The sequence below is a fragment of the Actinomadura verrucosospora genome, assembly GCF_039540335.1.
GTDB lineage: Bacteria > Actinomycetota > Actinomycetes > Streptosporangiales > Streptosporangiaceae > Spirillospora > Spirillospora verrucosospora.
The window spans coordinates 35516-56341 of sequence record NZ_BAABEV010000025.1; the positions used below are offsets into that span (position 1 = coordinate 35516).

Consider the following 20826-nt stretch of genomic DNA (forward strand, 5'->3'; position numbering starts at 1 on the left):
GCTCGCGGCGCCCGGACATTCCCGTACGTCTCGAACGGAGTTCCGCAATGCCCTTCCTTCCGCACGCCCGGCGCGCCGGCGCCGTCGCGTCCCTCGCCGTCCTGTCCGTGATCGGCCTGGCCGCGGCGGCGTCCGCGCACGTCAGCGTCAACCCCAGGACCGCCGAGCAGGGCTCGTACACCAAGGTCTCGTTCCGGGTGCCGAACGAGCGCGACGACGCCTCGACCACCAAGCTCGTGGTGAGCCTGCCGGCCGACCACCCGCTGTCGTCGGTGTCGGTCCGGCCGCTGCCCGGCTGGACGGTGAAGGTCGAGAAGTCCAAGCTGCCGGCGCCGGTGAAGACCGAGGGCGGCGAGCTGACCGAGGCCGTCACGAAGATCACCTGGAGCGGCGGCAGGATCGAGCCCGGCCGGTTCGAGGAGTTCGACGTCTCGATGGGGCCGCTGCCCACCGACACCGACCAGCTCGTGTTCAAGGCCGACCAGACCTACTCCGGCGGAGAGGTCGTCAAGTGGGAGGAGCCCCCCGCCGAGGGGGCGAACGAGCCGGAGCACCCCTCGCCGGTGCTGAAGCTCCTCCCCAAGGGCTCGGCGGCCACGGCCGGCCTGACCGCGCAGGTGAAGCCCGCCGCCGCCTCGTCCGCGTCGTCCGGCGACGGGACGGCCCGGCTGCTCGGCGGCATCGGCATCGCCGTCGGCGTGGCCGGCGTCGCGGTCGGCGCCTACGGCGTGACCCGGGCGCGGAGCCGGGCATGACCCGGGCGGCGCTGCGCGGGGCCGCCGGGGCGGCGGCGCTCGCGGCGATCCTGACGGCGCTCACGGCGATCCTGGCGGCGATCGCGGTCCCGGCGTCGGCGCACACCGCGCTGACGTCGGCGAGTCCCGAGAAGGACGCGACGGTCGCGGCCCCGTCCCAGATCGTCCTGACGTACGGCGATCCGGTACGGCTGCCGCGCGTGGTCGTGACCGACGGGTCGGGCAGGCAGTACCAGACCGGGCCCGCGCGGGCGGTCGACAACAAGGTCACCCAGGCCGTCGGCGGCACGCCGCCCGACGGGAAGTACACCGTGGGCTGGCGCGTCGTCGCCTCGGACGGCCATCCGGTCGAGGGCGCCTACACGTTCACCGTGCGGGGCTCCTCCGGGGCCGCCCAGCCCGCCCCCTCGCCGACCCGGACGACCGTCGTCTCCACGAACGATTCGGGGGGCTCGTCGGGCTGGCTCTGGATCGGTCTGGCCGCCCTGGTCCTCGCGGCGGCGGCGGGCGCCGCCGCCTGGTTCCGCCGCTCGCCCCGCCAGGATTGATCGTTGAGCTTCCGGTCGGATGATTACAGGATTACAGTGATAATCCGACCGGAAGCAGCCTGGGGGCACCATGATCGTCGAGTACATCCGCTACCGCATCGACCCGCAGGACGCGGAGGACTTCGAGGCCGCCTACGCGCGGGCCTCCGTCCCCCTCGCCGCAGCCCCCGAGTGCGTGGACTACGAGCTGTCCAGGTGCGTCGACGCGCCGTCGTCCTACATCCTGCGCATCGGCTGGACGTCGGCCGACGGCCACATGCGAGGCTTCCGGGGCGGCGAGCACTTCCCCGCGTTCTTCGCCGAGATCAAGCCGTACGTCCAGCAAATCGAGGAGATGCGGCACTACGAGCGGACGGCGGTGCGCGGCGCCGGCTCGTCCGTCCCGACCATGTACGACTGGGCGGGCGGGAGCGCGGCGCTGGAGCGGCTCACCGAGCACTTCTACACGAACGTCCTCAAGGACGACCTGCTGCGCCCGCTCTTCGAGCACATGGCGCCCGACCACCCGAAGTGGGTCGCGGCGTGGCTCGGCGAGGTCTTCCGCGGGCCGGAGCGCTACAGCCGCGAGCGCGGCGGCTACGCCGCCATGGTGCGCCATCACCTCGGCAAGTCCATCACCGAGGCGCAGCGGCGCCGCTGGGTCTCGCTCCTCATGGACGCGGCGGACGAGGTCGGCCTCCCGGACGACCCGGAGTTCCGCGCCGCGTTCGCGTCCTACATCGAGTGGGGCACGCGCATCGCCTTCGCCAACTCCCAGCCGGACGCGAAGCCGCCCCTCGAAGCCCCCATGCCGCACTGGGGCTGGGGCGTCGCACCGCCCTACGTCCCCGCCGACTAGCATCCAGGGCGCCGAATCCCCCGCACGGCCTGGAGAGGTGCTGCACCATGGCGGACCGCGACGACGCCGCGCTCGACGATCCCGTGCGCGAGTCGCTCCGCGGTCACCACGCGCACCTCGCCCGCTGGCTCGGCCGGACCGCCACCTACCAGCCGGAGGTCTCGACCTTCTCCACGGTGTCCGCCGACCCGGACGCCGCGGAATGGGCCGACCTCGCCCGGCTTCTCGGGCACGGCGAACTCGCCGACATGTTCAGCAGCCCCGCGACCCCGCCGCCGGACTGGGAGCCGGTCTTCGTCCTGGAAGGCCTCCAGATGGTCTGGTCCGGAGGCGGGGAGACCGGCCCCGGCGCGGAGGACCCCGGCATCGTCGAACTCGACGCGGACAGCGTGCCCGAGATGCTCGACCTCGTCGCGCGGACCCGGCCCGGACCGTTCTGGCCGCGCACCCGCGAACTCGGCTCCTATCTCGGCGTCCGCGACAACGGCGTGCTGGTGGCCATGGCGGGCGAACGGCTCCGGCCCCGGGGATGGACGGAGATCAGCACCGTCAGCACCGCCCCCGAGGCGCGCGGGCGCGGCCACGCCGCCCGCCTGATACACGCGCTCGCGACGCGCGTCATGGCCCGGAACGACCATCCGTTCCTGCACGTGGCCGAGGCGAACACCCGGGCGATCGCCCTATACGAACGACTCGGCTTCGAGACACGGAGGCACGTGACCTTCCGCGGCTTCCGGGTCCCCTGACCGCCGCGGGTAGTACGCTTTGCGGCGTTCCTGCGACAGGGGAGGTTGATGAATATGGCCCGCGTGGCGCTTCTTCAGCATGCCCTTGTCCGGGCCGCCCGCGACTGAGCGCGGCCCGGTCGTCCAGAACGACCAGGAGCCACACGTGTCCTCTTCCGACCTGACCGCTTCAGGCCTGCCCGACTCCGACCCGGCCCGGCCGGGCCCGGCCGGCGCGGATCTCACCACCGGCCGTCTCGTCCTGCGGCCGTGGACGTCCGGCGAGATCGCCGCCGTCCTGTCCGGCGACAGGCTCGCCCACTGGGCGGACGACTTCCCCGCCGAAGGCGACCGGGCCATCGCCGGCTTCGTCGCCGGGAACCCGTCCGCGCTGGGCGAGCACGGCCAGCGCCTGATCATCGAACGCTCCACCGGCCTGGTGGTCGGCGCCGTCGGCCTGTTCTGGCCGCCCGCGGACGGGGCCGTCGAGTTCGGTTACGGCGTCGTCCCGTCCCGGCGGGGCCGCGGGTACGCCACCGAGGCCGCCCGCGCCATCGTGGCGTTCGCCCTGACCGCGCCCGGCGTGGACAGGGTCGTCGCGACCGTGGAGCCGTCCAACCCGGCGTCGGTCCGCGTCCTGGAGAAGGCGGGCCTCCGCCTTGCCGGCACCGGCGAGACCCTCGCCACCTACAGCACCGCCTGACGGCGGACCGCGCGTGCCGCCCCTCCCTCGCGGGACGGGCGGCACGTCCGCGCCCGGGGCGGTCAGCCGAACTGGCCGGGCTCGTAGGAACCGGCGGGCTGCCGGGTGATGACGTTCAACCGGTTCCAGGTGTTGATGAGGGCGATGAGCGACACCAGGGTGGCGAGCTCCTCCTCGTCGTAGTGCTTGGCCGCGTTCTCCCAGACCTCGTCGGAGACGCCGGCGCCGTCCGCGAGGCGGGTGCCCTGCTCGGCCAGCTCCAGGGCGGCGCGCTCTGCGTCGGTGAAGACGGTGGCCTCACGCCAGGCCGCGACCAGGTTGAGGCGCACCGAGGACTCGCCCTCGTGGACGAGGTCCTTGCTGTGCATGTCGACGCAGAACCCGCAGCCGTTGATCTGACTGGCGCGCAGCTCCACCAGGTGCAGCGTCGTGGAGGGCACCGTCGAGCCCGAGACGACCTTGGCCGCGGACAGCAGGTGCTTCATGAACTTTCCGCCGGAGGCGGTGCCGTAGTAGTCGAAACGGGGGTTCATAGTGATCTCCTTGCCGTGTGGAGGGTGACGTCAGGTTGACGGGGCGGTGCCCCGGGTTGTGACGGCCTCCCGGGAGTGACTCCGCTCACCTTGGCGGTCCGGGCCGGAATCGGGCGCGCGGCTGGGAACATGGGGGCCATGACGAGGGCGATCGAGGAGCCGCGGAACGCGCGCAGCCGGCGTTCCCGGACGGCGCTGCTGCGGGCGGCGCGCGAGCTCGTCGAGGACCACGGGATGGCGGCCACGACGATGGCGGCCGTCGCCGAGCGCGCCGGTGTCTCGCGGCGGGCCGTCTACCTGCACTTCGCGTCGCGCGCCGACCTGATCAGCGAGCTGTTCGACCACGTCAACGAGGTCGAGGACCTGCGAGGGCGGTTCGCCGCCGTCGGCGAGGCGCCCGACGCGGTGACCGCGCTGGAGATGTTCGCGCGCCGGCACGCCGAGTTCATGGCGCGCGTCCTCGCCGTGGCGCGGGCGGTGGAGCGCGAGGCGGGCAGCGACCCGGACGCGGCCCGGCACTGGGAGGCCGCCATGCGCCGGCGGTACGACAGGAACCGCGCGCTGATCCTGCGGCTCGACGAGGAGGGCGTGCTCGCCCCCGGCTGGACGGTGGACACCGCCACCGACATGCTCCTCGCGCTGGTCGCCAACGGGGTGGTCGGGACGCTGCTCGACGACCGCGGCTGGAGCCCCGGCCAAATCGGCGACCACATGGCGCTGTTGCTGCGCTCAACCTTCGTAACGGGCGGGTAAGACCACCCCACTACCCCCGTTCGGGGGTGGCGTGGGTCACCCGGATGGCCAACCATCCTTCTGACCGGGGTGTCCGTGCGGCTACGAGGGAGAAGACAATGCCCGCAGTCGAGTTCCGCGCGGCGCGCGACTTCCTGCTCGCGCATCGCGACGACTACGCGACGGCGTACGAGAAGTTCCGCTGGCCGGTGCTGACCGGTTTCAACTGGGCGCTGGACTGGTTCGACAAGATCGCCGAAGGGAACGACTCGCCCGCGCTGTGGATCGTCGAGGAGGACGGCGCCGAGGCCCGGTACTCCTTCTCGCAGATGGCGCGGCGGTCGAACCAGGTCGCGAACATGCTGCGGCGGGCGGGGGTGCGGCGCGGCGACCGGATCATCCTGATGCTCGGCAACCAGGTGGAGCTGTGGGAGACCGTGCTCGCGGCGATGAAGCTCGGCGCGATCATGATCCCGTGCACGCCGCTGCTCGGCACGGCCGACCTCCAGGACCGGCTGACGCGCGGGAAGGCCCGGCACGTGGTGACCGCCTCGTCCGAGACCGGGAAGTTCGACGGCGTCGAGGGCGAGTACACGCGGATCGCCGTGGGCGAGCCGGTGGAGGGCTGGCTGCGGTACGCCGACGCCTACGAGGAGGGCGAGTCCTTCACCCCCTACGGGCTGACGATGTCGCGGGACACGCTGCTGCTGTACTTCACGTCGGGGACGACGGCGAAGCCGAAGCTGGTCGAGCACACCCACGCGTCCTACCCGGCCGGGCACCTGTCGACGATGTACTGGATCGGGCTGCGGCCGGGGGACGTCCACCTGAACATCTCGTCGCCGGGGTGGGCGAAGCACGCGTGGAGCAACATCTTCGCGCCGTGGAACGCCGAGGCGTGCGTGTTCATCTTCAACTACACCCGGTTCGACCCCGACCGGCTCCTCGACACCCTCGAACGCTGCGGCGTGACGAGCTTCTGCGCGCCGCCGACCGTGTGGCGGATGCTGATCCAGTCCGACCTCGGACGGCTCGGCCGGCCGCCGCGCGAGGTCGTCGCGGCCGGGGAGCCGCTGAACCCCGAGGTCATCGAGCGGGTGAAGCAGGCGTGGGGCCGGACGATCCGGGACGGCTTCGGGCAGACCGAGACGACCGTCCAGATCGCCAACACGCCCGGCCAGCCGGTCAAGCCCGGCTCGATGGGGCGTCCCGTGCCCGGCTACGAGGTGGTGCTGATCGACCCGCTGACCGGGGAGCCGGGCGACGAGGGCGAGATCTGCCTCGACCTGGAGGACCGCCCGCTCGGGCTGATGACCGGCTACCACGGCGACGAGGAGCGCACCGAGGAGGCGATGGCCGGCGGCTACTACCACACCGGCGACATCGGCTCCCGCGACGAGGACGGGTACATCACCTACGTCGGGCGCGCCGACGACGTGTTCAAGGCGTCCGACTACAAGATCTCGCCGTTCGAGCTGGAGAGCGTGCTGATCGAGCACGAGGCGGTGGCGGAGGCCGCGGTCGTGCCGTCGCCCGACCCCGTGCGCCTGGCCGTCCCGAAGGCCTACGTCACGCTCGCGAGCGGCTGGGCGCCGGACGCCGAGACCGCCAAGGCGATCTTCGCGCACTGCCGGGAGCAGCTGTCGCCCTACAAGCGGATCCGGCTGCTGGAGTTCGCCGAGCTGCCGAAGACGATCTCCGGGAAGATCCGCCGGGTCGAGCTGCGGGCCAGCGAGATCGACAAGCATCCCGGCCGGGACGACCGGCCGGCGGGCGAGTTCAGGGAGGAGGACCTGCGATGAGCCTCTCCTACGCGTCGGGCGTCTCGGCCACGCCGCTGCTCGGCGACACGATCGGCGCGAACCTGGACAGGACGGTCGCGGCGCACGCGGAGCGCGACGCGCTCGTCGAGCGGGCGTCCGGCCGCCGATGGACCTACGAGCAGTTCTCCGACGACGTGGAGGCGGTCGCGCTCGGCCTCCGCGACCTCGGCGTCGTCAAGGGCGACCGGGTCGGCATCTGGGCGCCGAACTGCGCCGAGTGGATGCTCGTCCAGTACGCGACGGCCAAGCTCGGCGCCATCCTCGTCAACATCAACCCCGCCTACCGGGTGCACGAGCTGGAGTTCGTCCTCAACCAGGCCGGCGTCCGGACGCTGATCGCGGTGCCGGTGTTCAGGACGTCCGACTACGCGGCGATGATCGAGCAGGTCAGGCCCGGGTGCGCGGCCCTGCGCGACGTCGTGCTCATCGGCACGCCCGGGTGGGACGCGCTGATGGAGGCCGGCCGCACCGGCGAACCGGGCGTCCTCGACGAGATCGGGCGGATGCTCACCGCCGACGACCCGATCAACATCCAGTACACGTCCGGGACGACGGGGTTCCCCAAGGGCGCGACGCTGTCGCACCACAACATCCTGAACAACGGCTACTTCGTCGGCGAGCTGTGCGGCTACGACGAGGAGGACCGCGTCTGCGTGCCGGTGCCCTTCTACCACTGCTTCGGCATGGTCATGGGGAACCTGGCGGCGACGAGCCACGGCGCGTGCGTCGTGATCCCCGCGCCGGCGTTCGACCCGAAGGCGACGCTGGAGGCGGTCGCGGCGGAGCGCTGCACGTCGCTGTACGGGGTGCCGACGATGTTCATCGCCGTCCTGAACGAGCCGTCGCTCGCCGGGCTCGACCTGTCCGGCCTGCGCACCGGGATCATGGCCGGGTCGCCGTGCCCGGTCGAGGTGATGAAGCAGGTCATCGAGCGGCTCGGGATGAGCGAGGTCGCGATCTGCTACGGCATGACCGAGACGTCGCCGGTGTCCACGCAGACCCGCGCGGGCGACTCGCTGGAGCGCCGCGTGTCCACGGTCGGCACCGTCCTGCCGCACCTGGAGATCAAGGTGGTCGACCCGGAGACGGGCGTGACCGTCCCGCGCGGCGTCCCCGGCGAGTTCTGCACGCGCGGCTACTCGGTGATGCTCGGCTACTGGGACGAGCCGGACAAGACGGCCGAGGCCGTCGACACGGCCCGCTGGATGCACACCGGCGACCTCGCGGTGATGGACGAGGAGGGCTACGTCACCATCACCGGCCGGATCAAGGACATGGTGATCCGGGGCGGGGAGAACATCTACCCGCGCGAGATCGAGGAGTTCCTCTACACCCACCCCGACATCGTCGACGCGCAGGTCATCGGCGTCCCGGACGAGAAGTACGGCGAGGAGCTGATGGCCTGGGTGCGGCTGCGCGAGGGCGTGCCGGGCCTGACCGCCGGGGAGCTGCGCGCGTTCTGCGAGGGCAGGCTCGCCCACTACAAGATCCCCCGCTACGTGCACGTGGTGGAGGAGTTCCCGATGACGGTCACCGGCAAGATCCGCAAGGTGCAGATGCGCGCGGAAGCCGTGGACATCCTCGGCCTTGAGGACACCGCCTCCCGGCACGCCTAGGCGTCTCGCCTCGCCGCACGACCAGGTTCGCCCGTTCCGCCACTTTCGTCGCGGGGGTCGCGCAGGGCATTCTCAAGGCATGGGCGATGACGTGGGGGCCGTCCGGTCGGCGGTGCTGACGCTGCAGCGCACGACCGGCCTGCCCATGGTGTTCGGGGGCGCACTCGGCGGCCAGGACCGGCTGGTGATCACCGAGCTGGTCGGTAACAGGACCGAGTCGCTGAACGGCCTCGTCGTGCGGCAGGGCAACGGGCTCGGCGGCAAGGCGATGGCCATGGGACGTCCCGCGTGGGTCAGCAACTACCCGTGCTCGGCGTCGATCAGCCACGACTACGACCGGCCCGTCGGGCGCGAGGGGCTGCTGTCGATCGTCGCGGTCCCGATCGTCGTGCGGCGGCGCGTCCGCGGCGTCCTCTACGGCGCGCTGAGGGAGCCGCTCTCGCTGGCCGACCGCGTCGTGGGCGCGGCCGTGGAGGCGGCCCGCGACCTCGAACAGGACCTCGCCGTCCAGGACCGCGCGGACGAGGCGCTGGCGCGCACGCCGCCCGGCACGTCGGCGGCGCGCTGGGAGGAGGTCCGGGCCGTGCACGCGGAGCTGCGCGCCCTGGCCGAGCAGGTCCGCGACCTGCCCACCCGCGACCGCCTGCGGGAGGCGTCGCTGCGCCTGGCGGCGGCCGGGCTGGACGAGCCGGCCGGCCCGGCGCGCCCCGTCCTGTCCCCCCGCGAGCTGGACGTCCTGTCGTACGTCGCGATCGGCTGCACCAACGCCGAGGCCGCCGAGCGCCTCGGCCTGCTGCCGGAGACGGTGAAGAGCTACCTGCGGTCGGCGATGCGCAAGCTCGACAGTCACACCCGGCTGGAGGCAGTGACCGCCGCCCGCCGCGCCGGGCTGCTCCCCTGATCCTCGCGCCTCGCCGCCCGGCGCCCCGCGAACGAGGCGGCGGCCGCGGCGAGCGCCGTCCCGCCGAAGCCGAGCATCACGGCGGTGAACGCCGGGCCGTGCCCGCCGGGGAAGCCGAGGTACAGGGTCCCGAAGACGGCGACACCCGCGACGCCCGCGAGCTGGAAGTTCATGTTGACCAGGCCGCTGAGGTCGGCCGCGTACCGGTCCGGGACGTGCGCCGTCAGCCGTCCGAGCTGCGGCGCGAACCCGAGGCCGAGGCCGAGCCCACCGAACCCGAGAAGAACGGCCAGCGCCGCCCCGTCCGGGCGGGTCAGCCCCGCCACCGCGTACGCCGACGCGAGCAGCAGGTACCCGGCGACTGGCGCGCGGGCGGCCACGCGGGCGGGGAGGCGCGGCACGAGCGCCCCGGCGATCCCGAACGCGGCGACCCAGGGCACGAGCGCCAGGCCGGAGAACAGGGCGCTGCGGCCCAGACCGTCCTGCAGGTACAGGGCGAGGACGAACATCATCGCGTAGAAGGTGCCGGTGGCCATGCCGAGGGCGCCGAGCGTCCACGCCACCACCGGGCGGCCGAGCACGCCGAGGGCGAGCAGCGGGGACGCGGCGCGCCGCTGCCGCCTGACGAACAGGGCGGCCACCGGCACGCAGGCCGCGAGCGACGCCCACGTCCACGGCGGCCAGCCCGCCTCGCGCCCGAACAGCAGCGGGACGACCGCCAGCAGTGCCGCCGTGGACAGCAGGGCGGCCCCGGCCAGGTCGAGGCGCGCACCGCGTCCGCCCGCGTCCGCCGGCAGCAGCCGCGCGCCGACCGCGAGCAGCACGACCCCGGCCGGCACGTTGACCAGGAAGACCGGGCGCCAGCCGAGCCCGCCCACGTCGGCCGAGACCAGCACGCCGCCGAGCACCTGGCCCGCGACCGCGCCGCCGGACAGCGCCACCGCGAGCAGCCCCTGCGCCCGCGCCCGCGCCGGGCCGGTGAAGTGGAGCTGGATGCCCGAGAGGACCTGCGGCACCATCAGCGCCCCGGCCGCCCCCTGCGCCAGGCGCGCGGCGACCAGCACGCCGGTGGAGGGGGCCAGCCCGCACGCGAGCGAGGCCGCCGTGAACGCGCCGAGCCCGAGCAGGAACATCCGCCGGTGGCCGCGCGCCTGCCCGAGCCGCGCGCCGGTCACCAGCAGGACGGCGTAGGCGAGCGTGTAGCCGGAGACGACCAGTCCGAGGGCGCCGCCGGAGGGCCGCAGATCCGCCCTGATGGACGGGCCCGCGACGTTCACGACCGCGGTGTCGACATTGACCATGAACTGCCCGGCGAGCAGCACCGCGAGCATGAGCGCGGGCCGCCGGGGACCGGTGCGGGAGGTCTCGCCCGTCGTGGGCGGGGGTGTCGAGGGCATGCGAGCACAACCCCGGCCGCCGCCACCGGGTTGCGGTGCGGCGGGCCGGCGGGGCCTTCACGGGGGGCCGGTGAACACCGCGGGGCCGCGCGGTCTTCGTCGGATCGGGCCCGGCGACGGGGTCAGCGGCGTGGGCGTCGTCCAGTACAGATCGGCCCCCGCGGCGCACTGCCTGGTAAAACGGTCACCGCACGCCGGCTGCGCCGGGCCGTGATCGCTCGGCCGTCCCGCCTCGTTTCCGGGCGGGGACGTCCGGCCCCCGATTCGCACTGACGACGGTAACACCTCCGCCGACACGATCGTCGCCGCCGGCCACCGGGCCGCCGTCAGTGGCCCGACCTGCGGCGCAGCGCTCACGCCCGAAATCGGACCACTCAGGTGAGTCGATTGTGATCCCATAGCGGCCTCCTACCCGCCCAAAACCCCGATAGCGTGGGACTTGTGGAGGTTGAGGACTCAGGTTGGACATCCCGCCGCAAAGCACTCTGGCTGATGGGGGCGGCCGCGGGTCTCGCCGCGCTCGGCGCGGACGGCGCGGGTCCTCCGCACGGGTCGGGGGAGCCCGGGTGGGCCGTGCCCGCCCCCCGCGCGAGACCGGTCATCCATCCGACCCCGACGCCCACCCCGACGCCGACGCCGACCCCCCGGCCCGCGCCGTGGACGCCCGCGAAGCTCACCGCGCTGGAGACCCCCGTCCGCGAGCTGTCGCAGCTGTCGCCACCGCCGCCCGCCCAGTCGATCGCCCTCACCATCGACGACGGCCCGAGCCCCCTGTGGACGCCCCGTGTGCTCGACCTGCTGGCCGAGCACCGGATCCACGCGACGTTCTTCGTCATCGGCGAGCAGGTGAAGGAGTTCGCCAAGCTCACCCGCCGCATCGCCGACGCCGGCCACCAGATCTGCAACCACACCGAGACGCACCCGATCTACATCGCGAACATGTCGAAGAAGCGGGTCCGCAAGGAGATCGTCGAGGCGCACGAGCGGATCGCCGACGTGACCGGCGTCGTGCCCCAGTTCTTCCGCTCCCCCGGCGGCGCGTGGACGAAGACGATCCTGGAGACGGTGGCCGAGCACGACATGCTGCCGATCGACTGGGCCGTCGACCCGCGCGACTGGGCCCGTCCCGGAGTGGGCCACATCCGCCGCACCCTCATGAAGGGCAAGGCCGGCAACATCATGCTGTGCCATGACGGGGGCGGCGACCGCTCCCAGACCCTCAAGGCCCTGGAGACCGTCATCCCGAAGATGAAGAAGCGCGGCCTGACCTTCGTGGCGCTCTGACCTTCGGTCTCCGGGTGTACTCAGGTACACCCCACGCTCGGGGTGCGGGCACACTGTGCTGCAAGGGCGCCGCCAGAAGACTGGACTCCAGACGGCAAGCGACCTGCGGAGGATCCGGTGAACGGTGGACTGGTGGAAGAGACACGGCTGCAACGGCATGTGAGGGCGCCCTGGCGGGGGCTGGCCCTCTGGCTGCTCGGCATCCCCGCGACGCTCGCCGGCCTGTGGTTCATCACGGTGGTCTCGATGATCACGAGTTTCGTCGGGGTGCTGCTCTTCCCGTCCTCGACGATGCTGCTCCGCGAGCGGCTCGACGCCTACCGGGTCCGCATCAACCGGTGGACCGAGGTCCGGATCGCGCGGCCGTACCTGCCCGAGCCGGAGCGCGAGCCCGGAGTCCACGGCATGTTCAAGCGGTTCGTCGCGCTGGTCAGCGATCCGGCCACCTGGCGCGACTACCTGTGGACCCTCACCGACCCGATCGTCTCGGTGTTCACCGCGGCGCTGCCCGGCCTGCTGATCCTGTACGGGGTGTGGGGGTACGTGCTCGCCGCCTTCGCCGGCGAGATGATCGGGCACTACGGCGGCAGCGACTGGTACGCCTACGTCCACGTCACCGAGGGGTACGGCCGCGACACCGGCCGGGTCCTGTCCACGGTGGCCGTCGCCACCGCGTGCATCGCCCTCGGCTACGCCATCGGCCCGAAGATGCTGAGCGCCTACGGGCACTGGGGCCGCGCCATCCTCGGCCCGACGCGCAAGTCGGAGCTGGCGCTGCGCGTCCAGCACCTCACCGAGACCCGGTCGGAGGCCGTGGACGCCTCCGCCGCCGAGCTGCGCCGCATCGAGCGCGACCTGCACGACGGCGCGCAGGCCCGGCTCGTGGCGATGGGGATGAGCCTCGGCGCGATCGAGCACCTGCTCGACCGGGACCCGGAGAAGGCCCGCATCCTGCTCGCCGAGACCCGCGCGTCCTCGGCCAAGGCGCTGCACGAGCTGCGCGACCTCGTCCGCGGCATCCACCCGCCGGTGCTCGCCGACCGCGGCGTCGCCGACGCGGTCCGGGCCCTCGCGCTCGACCACCCGCTGGACGTCGAGGTGTCCGCCGACCTGCCGGCGCGGCCCGAGCCGCCGGTCGAGTCCGCCGCCTACTTCGCGGTGTCGGAGATCCTCACCAACGCGGCCAAGCACTCCGGCGCCTCCCGCGTCTGGATCGACATGCGGCACGAGAACGGCATGCTGCGGATCACCGTCACCGACGACGGCCGCGGCGGCGCGACCCTGGAGGGCGGCTCCGGGCTGCGCGGGATCGAGCGGCGGATCGGTACATTCGACGGCGTCCTCGCCCTCAGCTCGCCCGTGGGCGGCCCGACGATCGTGACCATGGAGCTGCCGTGCGCGTTGTCCTCGCCGAAGATCTCGCCCTCCTGAGGGAGGGCCTCGTCAGCCTCCTGGAGTCGCACGACTTCGAGATCGCGGCGGCCGTCGACAACGGCCCGTCCCTGCTGAAGGCACTGCTCGACCACCGCCCGGACGTGGCGGTGGTCGACGTGCGCCTGCCCCCGTCCTTCACCGACGAGGGCCTCCAGGCGGCGCTGGAGGCGCGGCGGCAGATCCCGGGGCTGCCCGTCCTCGTGCTGTCGCAGTACGTCGAGCAGCTCTACGCCCGCGAGCTGCTCGCCGACGGCACCGGCGCGATCGGCTACCTGCTCAAGGACCGGGTGTTCGACGCGGCGCAGTTCGTCGACGCGGTCCGCCGGGTCGCCGCGGGCGGCACCGCCATGGACCCCGAGGTCATCTCCCGGCTCGTGGCCCGGGGGACCCGCGACACCCCGCTCGGCCGTCTCACCCCGCGCGAGACCGAGGTCCTGGAGCTGATGGCGCAGGGACGCTCCAACGCGGCGATCGCGGAGCGGCTCGTCGTCACCGAGCGCGCGGTGACCAAGCACACCGCGAACATCTTCGCCAAGCTCGACCTGCCCGTGACCGGCGACGACAACCGCCGCGTGCTCGCCGTCCTGGCCTACCTCAACCGCTGAGCCGCCCGCCGCCGGGCGCGGCGGTGGCGTAGTCTGCCCCGCGAGCAGGCCCGGGGAGGGCGCGATGACCGTGATTCTCGTTCTGCTGTGCCTGGCGATCGCCGGGCGGGAGCTGTGGCTGGCGTTCGAGCGCGGGCGGACGCCGGGCGCGCCCGAGATCGCCGACATCCGCACGCAGCTGCGCGACGCCGACGCCCGGATCAGGTCGCTGGTCGCCCAGATCAACGACCGGCTGGTGCCGGACGTGAGCGGCCGGCTGAAGGAGCAGCGGGAGGCCGCCGAGGAGCAGCGCGCGGCCGTGGAGCGGCTGGCCGCCGAGATGGCCGAGCTGCGCGGGCACCTCGCCCGGCGCCTCGACCAGGCCGCCGCCGCGTCCCTCGGCGCCGACCCCGCCGACCTGGTCACCGGGTCCCTCGCCGTCGCGCCGGCCGAGGCGCGCCCGGCGTCGTCCGGTCCCTTCGAGCGGTTCGCCGAGCACCACGGGCTGCGCGTCGAGCTGACCGACGGGGACCGCTACTACCTGTCCGGACGCAGCCCGCGCGGCCTGGAACGCGACTTCATCGATCTCGTGGCGGCGCTGCGCGAGCACCGCGTGGACTCCGCCGACCCGGCTCGGGCCCTGCTGGGCGCGCTGCGCGACGCCGACCGGGGCGGCGCGCGGATCGGGCCGCTCCTCATGGCCCGGACGCCGGAGTCGCTGGTGTGCGGGGTGCTGCCGCTCGCCGAGCTGCGCCGCCCCGACGCCGCCGGCCTGCTCGACGACCCGGACGCCGCCGCCCGGCGCCTCCACCGCCTCCCCGAAGGCCGGTTCTGCGACGTGTCCGCCTGGCCCGCGCTCAACGCCTGACCGCCGCCGCGCGGCCGCTACCGCAGGGGAGCCTTCCAGGGGAATTCGGGCGCCCGGCGTTCGAGGAACGCGGCGATGCCCTCCTCGACCTCCCCGCTCGCGGCGACCTCGGCGAGCCACCGCCGCGCCTTCTCCTCGACCGGGCCCGCGGCGACGATGGCGTCCACGATGTCCTTGGTCGCCCGCTGCGTGAGCAGGGAACGGGACGCGAGCGTCTCGGTGAACGCGGCGACGCGGTCGTGCAGGCCGCCCGCGGGGACCACCTCGTCCAGCAGCCCGATGCGCAGCGCGTGCGCGGCGCCGACCAGGTCGGCGGAGAAGAGCAGGTACTTCGCCGCCGACGGCCCCACCAGCCCGACCAGCCGCGCCGTCGCGGCGGCCGGGTAGACGATGCCGAGCCGGGCCGGCGTGATCCCGAAGCGCGCGTCGTCCGCCGCGAACCGCAGGTCGCAGGCGGCCGCGAGCTGGCAGCCGCCGCCGACGCAGTACCCCTCGATCGCGGCGAGCGTCGGCTTGCCGAACGCGGCCAGGGCCCGCTCGGCGACCGTCGACAGGTGCGAGTCGTCGTCGCGGTGGATGTCGTCCAGCTCGGAGATGTCGGCGCCCGCGCAGAAGTTCCCGCCCGCCCCCGTCAGCACCACGACCCGGACGTCCGGGTCGGCGGCGAGACCGTCCAGGATGCCGGGCAGCGCCCGCCACATCTCCGCCGACATGGCGTTCCGCTTGGCCGGCCGGTCGATCGTGATCGTCCCGACGCCTCCGGCCGCCTCGAACCGCAGCCCCTCGCCCATCGTCCTCCCTCGCCCGCGCAGCGCGGCTCATCGTATTCGCCCAGAACCCGGCGCCCGCCGCGGGAGGGCCGTCGGGCCGTCGGAACCTGGAGGCCCCTCCGGTAGTCATAACCATCGTCAGCATGAGCACCGGGGCCGCGGCCGGGGGACGCCGCGGCGCCGGACGGACGCAGGGGGACCTCCGCGTGAAAGCCGCCACCGAAATCGGGGAATGCGAAAACGCCCTCGATTGCTGTACTGTCGAGGCAACGTCCTTGGATTCACACGACTCACGTCGAGGACGTCTCTTCCCCGCCCGGGCCATCTGAGCGCCCGGTGAGTTTCGGCCCGGCGCGCACACGGCGTGCGGGGCCACCGCACAAGGGAGCCGACGTCAGCCCGGTGGACCGAGCTGCATCCTTCGCATTCCTCTCGCGTACGCGCCGCGGGTTCCGCCGCCGTACGCGGACTTCGACTCCGGGCGGCGCCGCCCGCCGCGCGCCCGCCTGAGAAGGGACTTGTATGTCCGCCCCCACACTCGAATCAGAACCCGCGGCAGGCCGCAAGGCCCCCGCACGCGGCGCGCACGCCGTGTCCGCGCAGAGCGCCCGCAAGGACGGCCGGCAGCCCCGGCGCCCGGCCGACGACGGCCCGACCGTCCCCTTCCACGGCCTGCTGTCCCTCCAGGACAAGCACGCGTTCGTCCGCACGTCCGGCTACCTCGCCGGCCCGGAGGACGTGCACGTCTCCCTCGCCCAGGTCAGGGCCCACCACCTGCGTCCCGGCGACGTGGTCGCCGGTTTCGCCAAGGCGCCCAAGCAGGGCCGGGGCGACTCCCCCACCCTCGTCCGCGTCGAGACGGTGAACGGCCTTCCGGTCGCGGAGGCGGCGAACCGGCCCGAGTTCGGCGCCCTCACCCCGCTGTTCCCCGAGGAGCGGCTGCGCCTCGACACCGGCCCCCTCGCGACCCGCGTCATCGACCTGGTCGCGCCGATCGGCAAGGGGCAGCGCGGGCTCATCGTGTCGCCGCCGAAGGTCGGCAAGACGATGGTGCTGCAGTCCGTCGCGAACGCCATCGCGGAGAACAACCCCGAGGTCCACCTCATGGTCGTGCTCATCGACGAGCGGCCCGAGGAGGTCACCGACCTGCAGCGGACCGTGCGCGGCGAGGTGATCCACTCGACCTTCGACCGTCCCGCGCGCGACCACACCGCGCTCGCCGAGCTCGCCGTGGAGCGGGCCAAGCGCCTCGTCGAGCAGGGCCACGACGTCGTGATGCTGCTCGACTCGATCACCCGGCTCGGCCGCGCCTACAACCTCGCGGCGCCCTCCAGCAGCCGCATCCTCGCCGGCGGCGTCGCGACGACCGCGATCTACCCGCCGAAGAAGTTCTTCGGCGCCGCCCGCAACATCGAGAACGGCGGCTCGCTCACCATCCTCGCCACCGCCCTGGTGGAGACGGGGTCCCGCATGGACGACGTCTTCTTCGAGGAGTACAAGGGCACCGGCAACATGGAGCTGAAGCTCGACCGGGGCCTCGCCGACCGCCGCGTGTTCCCCGCCGTCGACATCGAGGCGTCCGGGACGCGCCGCGACGAGCTGCTCATGTCCCCCGAGGAGCTCGCCCTCTCCTGGCGCCTGCGCCGCGCCCTCCAGGGCCTGGACAAGCAGTCGGCCATCGAGCAGCTCCTGGAGAAGATGAAGGGCACCTCCTCCAACGCCGAGTTCCTCCTGCGCCTCCAGCACACGACCTGACCGGCCCCGCGATCCGGCCGGGGCTCAGCCGCCGCTCTCCGGCCTGAACGAACTGAGGATCCTGTCGTAGAGGCGCTGGCCCGGCGTCCACTCCGGGTCGGGCGCATGGAAGCAGAACTCGTACCCGGCCGCGCGACCGCACAGCACGTGCCGGACGGCGTCGTGCACACCGTCCCGCCAGGTGAACTCCCATTCGGCGGCGCCGTCGATGACCTCGGGCACCGGTTCCAGCCGCAGCCGCTGGTAGCCGGGATAGCGGTGCCCCGCCACGGCGCCGCGCTCCTCGGAGCGCAGCCCGGTCAGCGGGTCGCCGGGCGCCGGGGCGATGCGCAGCCCCCGTCCCGTGCCGACGTCCTTCCAGGTCATCACGCTGCCGCGCCGCTCCGCCTGCCAGCCCGCGGGCACCCGCACCGAGTAGGCGCCCGCCTCGTGATACTTCGCCGTCTTCACCGACACGCCCGCCGCCGGGCGCAGCGCGACCGCGTCGCCCTTGCCGATCGACGTCCACCGGGCCGTCCAGGTCCCCGCCCCGGCCGCGAGCGCCGCGAGCAGCGCCACGCTGACGACCGTCCCGGGCCGCGGCCGCCGCGACGGCAGCGCCGGGACCCGCCACCCCGCCTGCCGCGAACCGCACGGCGGCTTGCCGGACGGGTCGCCCGGCGGCCTCCCGCCGCGCAGCGTCCACGGGACCCGCGGCCCGCGCGGTACCGGCGCCCTCGGCGCGTCCCGCGACACCCAGGCGCCGCTGAGCGCCCACGGCACCCGGCGCCCCAGAACGGTGCGGTGCGCGGAGAAACGGCGGGGATGCGGCACCGGCGCGCGGGTGAAACCGGGTTCCGGAACCGTTCCGATGACCCTTTGCAGCATTTCCGCGGTGGCCTCGGCCGTCAATCTGTCCTCCGGCCGCTGCCGCAGCAGCCCTTCGATGACCGAACCCAGCGGACCGGCCCGGACGGGGCGCGCATAGTCGCCCAGGAGAACCGCCACCATCGACGCGAGCGCATGGCAGCGCAGGAAAGGCGAAAAGCCCTCGACCGCCGTGTAGAGCGTCGCGCCGAGCGACCACAGGTCGGACGCCTCCACGCTCGGCAGGCCGTTCACCCGCTCCGGCGGGAGGTACGCGGGAGAGCCCTCGATCCCGGCGAGCAGGGTGTCGGCCGGCTGCGGGCCCTTGCCGGTGTGGACGGCGAGGCCGAAGTCGCTGAGCAGGACCCTTCCGTCGTCGCACAGCAGGACGTTGCTGGGCTTGACGTCGCGGTGCAGGATGCCCGCCGAGTGCGACGCGCGGAGCACCGACAGGACGGCCGCGCCGATCTCCGCCGTCCGGCGCACGCCGAGCGGGCCGTCCTCCGTGACCAGCCTGTGCAGGGAGCACGACTCCAGGAACTCCATGACGATCCAGGGGCGGCCGTCCTCGATGATGAGGTCGTGCACGGCGACCACGCCGGGATGGCGCAGGGCGGCGGTCGCGCGGGCCTCGGAGAACAGGCGCCTGCACATCACCCTGCGCTCGCTCTCGGTGATGCGCGGGGGGAGGTGGACCTCCTTGACCGCGACGTCCCGGTCGAGCATCTCGTCGTACGCCCGCCAGACGGTGCCCATGCCGCCTCTGCCGACGACAGAGAGCAGGCGATACCGGCGCGCGAGCGGTATCAGCCGATCCCCACTCATGGGGCGGTTATTCGCCGGAACGCGCCCAAGGCACGCTCCCTCGGCATCAATTGATTCTTGACTGGCGTTCGCCGGGGAAAGTGCGGCCGCGCGTGGTATAACCCACACACGGTGGCTTTACCAAGACTCTACGCGAGCACGCTCTTGGCCCACTTGTAATCGGACTTCCCGACGGCGGTTCGCTGTACCTCGTCGACCAGGGTCATCTGCCGCGGAAGCTTGTAACCCGCGAGACGTTCGCGGCAGTACTCGGTCAGATCCTCAAGGGTCACCGTCGCGCCGGGACGCGGGGCGACGACGGCGGCGACGCGCTGCCCGAACCGCTCGTCCGGCAGGCCCACGACGACCGCGTCCTCCACGGCCGGGTGGTCCTTGAGCGCGACCTCGACCTCCTCCGGGTACACCTTCTCCCCGCCCGTGTTGATCACGAGGGAGCCGCGGCCGAGCAGCGTGATCGTCCCGTCCTCCTCCAGGCTCGCGAAGTCGCCGGGGACCGACCAGCGCGTCCCGTCCGCGGCGGTGAAGAACGTCGACGCTGTCTTCGCGGGGTCGTTGTAGTAGCCGAGCGGGATGTGGCCGCTCCGGGCCAGCCTGCCGATCTCACCGGGCCGCACGACGTTCAGGTCGTCGTCGAGGACGGTGATGCCGGGCTTCATCATGAACCGGGCCGTCCCCTCCTTGGCCCCGACGGACGGGCCGCAGGCGCCGGTCTCCGACGCGCCGTAGTTGTCGAGGAACATGATGTTCGGCAGGTACTCCAGCAGGGCGGCCTTCGCCCCCTCGGTCAGCGGCGCGCCGCCGGACGCGATCGCCATCAGCGAGGACGTGTCGTGGTCGCCGGAGGCGAGCGCCTTCGCGACCGGGCGCGCCATGACGTCGCCGACCAGCATCATCACGTTCGCCTGCTCCTCGGCGAGCAGCCTCAGGGCCCTGTCGGCGTCGAACGCGTGGTCGGTGTAAAGGACGACCTTGGCGCCGCTGAACAAACCCATGAACGCGACCCACTGGCCCGCGCCGTGCATGACGGGCGCGCAGTCGAGCACGGCCATGGCGGGCTGGTCGGCGTTGGCGGCCAGCTCCTCGGGGCTGCCGATGGGGTCGCCGAGGACGTTCCCGCCGCCGAGCGCGCCGAAGAAGATGTCCTCGCAGCGCCACTCGACGCCCTTCGGATAGCCCGTCGTCCCGCCCGTGTACATGATGTAGCGGTCGTCGCTGGAGCGCTCGGGGAAGTCGTCGTCCGGGGCGGCGCCCGCGAGCGCCTTCTCGTACTCGACCGCGCCGGGGATCTCGGCCGCGGAACCGTCCTCCAGCACGACGACGTGCCGCAGCGCCGGCAGCTCGCCGCGGATCTCCTCCACCCTCGCCAGCAGCGAACGCTCCCCGACGAGCGCCACCGAGTCGGAGTCGGCGAGGACGTGGCGCAGCTCGGCGGCGACGTAGCGGAAGTTCACCGGGATCGGCACGGCGCGGATCTTGAACGCGCCGAGCATCGCCTCGATCCACTCGGCCCGGTTGTAGGCGAGGATCGCCACGTGCTCGCCCGGCCGCACCCCGGCCTCGGCGAGATGGTGCCCGACGCGGCTCGCCCGCTCGCTGAGCTGCCGGTACGTCCGCCGCTCGGCGCCCGCCACCAGGGCGGGGCGGTCCGGCCCCGCCGCGGCCAGGATCTCGAGCAGGTCGGCCAGGTTGTAGCTTCGCGCCATGCCACGTCCTCGCGTTTCGGGGTGGGGGACTGCCCCCGATCCTCCATGCGGACCGGCGCCGACTCAATCCTTGTCGACATCCAGTCCAATGAGATGAGTCACATCTCACGTGCCTGATCCGGCCACGCTCAAGGTTCTTACACGGCTCTTATCTGGGTACCGGCATGCTTGGTCGTAACGATTGAA

The 20826-nt window shown here is 73.1% G+C and carries 18 protein-coding genes and 1 pseudogene; 14 read left to right on the plus strand and 5 right to left on the minus strand.

Annotated elements, in window-relative coordinates; genetic code table 11:
* The first annotated feature begins 47 nt into the window (after positions 1–47).
* The 5 genes from ABD944_RS24980 (at position 48) to ABD944_RS25000 (ending at position 3569) form a co-directional block, all read left to right on the plus strand.
* Positions 48–755: a YcnI family copper-binding membrane protein gene (locus tag ABD944_RS24980; protein WP_345180335.1), complete on the plus strand. Its 708-nt coding sequence runs from the start codon at positions 48–50 to the stop codon at positions 753–755.
* Positions 752–1303, plus strand: a complete 552-nt coding sequence (locus tag ABD944_RS24985; RefSeq protein WP_345180337.1) for a copper resistance CopC family protein — start codon at positions 752–754, stop codon at positions 1301–1303. The genes ABD944_RS24980 and ABD944_RS24985 overlap by 4 nt, the downstream gene beginning before the upstream one ends.
* Before the next feature lie 70 nt (positions 1304–1373).
* A complete protein-coding gene (locus tag ABD944_RS24990; RefSeq protein WP_345180341.1) occupies positions 1374–2141 on the plus strand; it encodes a group II truncated hemoglobin in 768 nt (255 codons plus the stop codon).
* Positions 2142–2188: 47 nt separating this feature from the next.
* The gene (locus tag ABD944_RS24995; RefSeq protein WP_345180345.1) at positions 2189–2887 is read left to right on the plus strand and encodes a GNAT family N-acetyltransferase; all 699 of its coding nucleotides are present in this window, start codon (positions 2189–2191) and stop codon (positions 2885–2887) included.
* Between the two features lie 145 nt (positions 2888–3032).
* The gene (locus tag ABD944_RS25000; protein WP_345180350.1) at positions 3033–3569 is read left to right on the plus strand and encodes a GNAT family N-acetyltransferase; all 537 of its coding nucleotides are present in this window, start codon (positions 3033–3035) and stop codon (positions 3567–3569) included.
* A gap of 62 nt (positions 3570–3631) precedes the next feature.
* Here the strand turns inward: ABD944_RS25000 and ABD944_RS25005 are convergent, their stop codons facing one another.
* Positions 3632–4102 (minus strand): carboxymuconolactone decarboxylase family protein, encoded by a 471-nt coding sequence (locus ABD944_RS25005; RefSeq protein ID WP_345180354.1) that lies wholly within the window; start codon positions 4100–4102, stop codon positions 3632–3634.
* Positions 4103–4240: 138 nt separating this feature from the next.
* Here ABD944_RS25005 and ABD944_RS25010 point away from each other — a divergent pair, with 138 nt between their 5' ends.
* The 4 genes from ABD944_RS25010 to ABD944_RS25025 all read left to right on the plus strand — a co-directional run bounded on the left by ABD944_RS25010 (position 4241) and on the right by ABD944_RS25025 (position 9174).
* On the plus strand, positions 4241–4855 hold the full coding sequence (locus ABD944_RS25010) for a TetR/AcrR family transcriptional regulator (RefSeq protein WP_345180357.1): 615 nt from the start codon (positions 4241–4243) through the stop codon (positions 4853–4855).
* A gap of 98 nt (positions 4856–4953) precedes the next feature.
* Positions 4954–6636, plus strand: coding sequence for an AMP-binding protein (locus ABD944_RS25015; protein WP_345180359.1), 1683 nt, complete (start codon positions 4954–4956; stop codon positions 6634–6636).
* Positions 6633–8273, plus strand: a complete 1641-nt coding sequence (locus tag ABD944_RS25020; RefSeq protein ID WP_345180361.1) for an AMP-binding protein — start codon at positions 6633–6635, stop codon at positions 8271–8273. The genes ABD944_RS25015 and ABD944_RS25020 overlap by 4 nt, the downstream gene beginning before the upstream one ends.
* Before the next feature lie 79 nt (positions 8274–8352).
* Entirely contained in the window at positions 8353–9174 is an 822-nt protein-coding gene (locus ABD944_RS25025; RefSeq protein WP_345180363.1) for a helix-turn-helix transcriptional regulator, read from the plus strand.
* On the opposite strand, the gene ABD944_RS25030 is transcribed toward ABD944_RS25025, so the two are convergent.
* A complete protein-coding gene (locus ABD944_RS25030) occupies positions 9120–10571 on the minus strand; it encodes an MFS transporter (RefSeq protein WP_345180366.1) in 1452 nt (483 codons plus the stop codon). The genes ABD944_RS25025 and ABD944_RS25030 overlap by 55 nt on opposite strands.
* A 441-nt stretch (positions 10572–11012) precedes the next feature.
* On the opposite strand from ABD944_RS25030, the gene ABD944_RS25035 reads away from it, so the two are divergent.
* The 4 genes from ABD944_RS25035 (at position 11013) to ABD944_RS25050 (ending at position 14741) form a co-directional block, all read left to right on the plus strand.
* Entirely contained in the window at positions 11013–11855 is an 843-nt protein-coding gene (locus ABD944_RS25035; RefSeq protein WP_345180369.1) for a polysaccharide deacetylase family protein, read from the plus strand.
* Between the two features lie 132 nt (positions 11856–11987).
* On the plus strand, positions 11988–13286 hold the full coding sequence (locus ABD944_RS25040) for a sensor histidine kinase (RefSeq protein ID WP_345180371.1): 1299 nt from the start codon (positions 11988–11990) through the stop codon (positions 13284–13286).
* Positions 13250–13894, plus strand: a complete 645-nt coding sequence (locus ABD944_RS25045; protein ID WP_345180374.1) for a response regulator — start codon at positions 13250–13252, stop codon at positions 13892–13894. The genes ABD944_RS25040 and ABD944_RS25045 overlap by 37 nt, the downstream gene beginning before the upstream one ends.
* 64 nt (positions 13895–13958) lie before the next feature.
* Positions 13959–14741 (plus strand): hypothetical protein, encoded by a 783-nt coding sequence (locus ABD944_RS25050; RefSeq protein ID WP_345180376.1) that lies wholly within the window; start codon positions 13959–13961, stop codon positions 14739–14741.
* Between the two features lie 17 nt (positions 14742–14758).
* On the opposite strand, the gene ABD944_RS25055 is transcribed toward ABD944_RS25050, so the two are convergent.
* Positions 14759–15532: an enoyl-CoA hydratase/isomerase family protein gene (locus ABD944_RS25055; protein ID WP_345180377.1), complete on the minus strand. Its 774-nt coding sequence runs from the start codon at positions 15530–15532 to the stop codon at positions 14759–14761.
* Positions 15533–16198: 666 nt separating this feature from the next.
* On the opposite strand from ABD944_RS25055, the pseudogene rho reads away from it, so the two are divergent.
* Positions 16199–17266, plus strand: a pseudogene (gene rho / locus ABD944_RS25060) (transcription termination factor Rho); the annotation flags it as partial.
* A gap of 24 nt (positions 17267–17290) precedes the next feature.
* On the opposite strand, the gene ABD944_RS25065 reads toward rho, so the two are convergent.
* Positions 17291–18937, minus strand: a complete 1647-nt coding sequence (locus tag ABD944_RS25065; RefSeq protein ID WP_345180378.1) for a serine/threonine-protein kinase — start codon at positions 18935–18937, stop codon at positions 17291–17293.
* A 128-nt stretch (positions 18938–19065) separates the two neighbouring features.
* Positions 19066–20640: an acyl-CoA synthetase gene (locus tag ABD944_RS25070; RefSeq protein WP_345180379.1), complete on the minus strand. Its 1575-nt coding sequence runs from the start codon at positions 20638–20640 to the stop codon at positions 19066–19068.
* Positions 20641–20826 lie beyond the last annotated feature (186 nt).